The 2,426-nt window shown below is 25.1% G+C and carries 3 protein-coding genes; all 3 read left to right on the plus strand.

What is annotated here, in order from left to right; translation table 11 throughout:
• Positions 1-517 precede the first annotated feature (517 nt).
• The 3 genes from yqeK to B2G44_RS01895 all read left to right on the plus strand — a co-directional run bounded on the left by yqeK (position 518) and on the right by B2G44_RS01895 (position 1,965).
• Complete coding sequence (gene yqeK / locus B2G44_RS01885; RefSeq protein ID WP_078123150.1) at positions 518-1,087, plus strand: bis(5'-nucleosyl)-tetraphosphatase (symmetrical) YqeK; 570 nt, start codon at positions 518-520, stop codon at positions 1,085-1,087.
• Positions 1,088-1,108: 21 nt separating this feature from the next.
• Complete coding sequence (gene rsmD, locus B2G44_RS01890) at positions 1,109-1,678, plus strand: 16S rRNA (guanine(966)-N(2))-methyltransferase RsmD (protein ID WP_078123151.1); 570 nt, start codon at positions 1,109-1,111, stop codon at positions 1,676-1,678.
• A gap of 74 nt (positions 1,679-1,752) precedes the next feature.
• Positions 1,753-1,965, plus strand: a complete 213-nt coding sequence (locus tag B2G44_RS01895) for a YneF family protein (RefSeq protein WP_078123152.1) — start codon at positions 1,753-1,755, stop codon at positions 1,963-1,965.
• Positions 1,966-2,426: the final 461 nt, after the last annotated feature.

Below are 2,426 nucleotides of genomic sequence, written 5' to 3' on the forward strand. Positions count from 1 at the left end.
TAATTTAGTTAATCGGCTTACCGAGAAGAGAGTTAACCACTCTTATAGGGCGAAAGAAGAAAGTAATTTATTGTTTATTCATTGAGACCGCGCCAGTTATGAGTGATTTTTAAAAAATAAACCTATTAGAAGTTCTCCAATTTTGAACCTAACTGGAGAAGGGTGCTGGATCAAAAAAAACGATTGTACTTTTTTTAGGTTTGTCATCATAATCAGACTAACTAAAGAACTGATGATATTAGATTATTTAATAATAATAAAAGATCAAGAATAAACATTAACTAGTGGCGACATTAAGTTAAACCTTGAGTAGGGATAGATTAGGGAAAGCGGTGTGCTGGGAAACTTGCTCGCACCGTTTGGACGGGGGCTATTTGTAATATTTGATAACTATTAAAGAAACGCAAATAATCTATCCGTATAGAAAAACCTTTAATTAATTTAATTCGAAAAACTAATTTAGATATTTATAATAAAAAGTTTAAAAATTTTATTAAATAAAAGATAATTAAAAGGTATGTTGATAGAAGAAATTTTAAAAAAAATTAATAATAAATTTAAAAATGATATTTATCGTTTAAATCATATTTTAGGAGTTTATCAAAAAGCTACTGAATTAGCTATATTTTACGAAGAAAACCTTCAAGAAGCTCAAATAGCTGCTTTATTTCATGATTATACCAAAAATGAATCTTTAGAATTTCATTTATCTTTATTAAATAATGAAATTATTAATAAATATAAACAAATGGTTTTTATGTATCATGCTTTTAGTGCGCCCATTGTGCTTCAACAAGAATTTAATATTAATAATACAAAAATTTTTGATGCAATTAGAAAACATGTTTGGGGTCATGAAAACATGAATAAATTAGATAAGATTATTTTAATCAGCGATAAAATAGAAAATAGTAGAACTTTTCCGAATATTGATTATTTTAGAAAATTAGCTTTTAAAAATTTAGATCAGACAATATATGAATTATTAAAAAATAATCTTGATTATTACATTAGCAAAGGTTTTAAATCTTTTCCTGAACAAATAAAAATATTAAATTCTTTAAAGAAAAAACTTGATTTAAATTGAAAAAGTTTGGTAATATTTATAATGTTACGTATTATATCAGGAAAATATAAAAATTTTCGTTTAAACTTAGTACCATCTAAAACCACTAAAAGTTCTACTCATTTAATTAGAAAAGCTTTATTCGATACTATTCAAAAAGATATTAATGATAGTATTGTTTTAGATTTATTCGCAGGTTCTGGAGCTTATGGTTTTGAAGCTTTAAGTAGAAAAGCCAAAAAGATTTTTATGGTAGATAATTCTCTTCCAGCATATTTAACCATTAGAAAAAATCAAAATAAACTTAAAATTAGTAATCAGCAAATAATAGTTTTTTATAAAAATGCTTTCGATATGTTAAAACGATTTATATATCAAAAAATTAAATTTGATGTAATTATTCTAGATCCTCCTTATACTTTGGATATCAAACATTTATTTCCTGAATTATTTAAAATTATTCATCGTCAAAGTTGGATTATTTATGAAACTTATCATAAAAATTTATTACCTAATATTGATCACAAATTTATTTTAATTAAGAACCAAAAATACGGCAACAAAAGATTAATTTTTTATAAACCTGTTGATTGTTTTATAATAAAAAGATAATTTTTAATTAAATAAATTTATTAAAAAATAATTAAATTATTCCAATAAATATTCAAATTGAAAGGAAAATAATTATGACTTGGTTTGAAACAATTTTATTTTTATCAGGTTTATTTATAGGAATTTTAGTAGGAGCATTAGTAATGTTTTTTGGTATTAAAAAATATTTAGAAAAAAATCCTCCTATAAATAAAAAACAAATTAAAGAAATGTTCAAACAAATGGGAAGAAGTCCTAGTGAAAAACAAATTCAACAAATTATGTTAGCAATGAAAAATAAAAAATAAAAGGAGATTAAATAAAGTTAATGAGTTATTATATATTGTTTGCAATTATATTTATTGTTATAATAACTTTTATAATTATGAATTGGGCGCCAAAGAGGCCTAAATTTCGTGCTATCTAACCAATAGCCAGGGTCGATAAACCCTGAAAGGATATAGTCGGTCTGACAGACGAAAGAATGTTTGATTACAGCAGACTATAAAAGCGGATTACGACGAAAGCAAATTAGTCAAATGACTCCGCTACCAAATAATTCTATGGAGAAGCCTGAGATGGCCTAAGAAGGAAAATTGATGTAATAATTAAACCTGTTTCGGAAGTTGCTTAAACGAGCAGTCCAGAGTCTACTAATATATAAATTCAGTATTGAGTAGTTTATCAGCTAAAGAAAACCTGGAATCAGCCTCCAAGTGAGGATACTTCCCCTAAAGAATTAAGGTAGAAATTTAGCGTAACTTGGAGA

The sequence above is a fragment of the Candidatus Phytoplasma citri genome, from assembly GCF_002009625.1.
Classification (GTDB): domain Bacteria; phylum Bacillota_I; class Bacilli_A; order Acholeplasmatales; family Acholeplasmataceae; genus Phytoplasma; species Phytoplasma citri.

Excerpts from the sequence above, each read along its gene's own strand:
- rsmD (WP_078123151.1), top strand. The coding sequence starts at position 1,109 with ATGTTACGTATTATATCAGGAAAATATAAAAATTTTCGTTTAAACTTA.
- B2G44_RS01895 (WP_078123152.1), top strand. The coding sequence starts at position 1,753 with ATGACTTGGTTTGAAACAATTTTATTTTTATCAGGTTTATTTATAGGA.
- yqeK (WP_078123150.1), top strand. The coding sequence starts at position 518 with ATGTTGATAGAAGAAATTTTAAAAAAAATTAATAATAAATTTAAAAAT.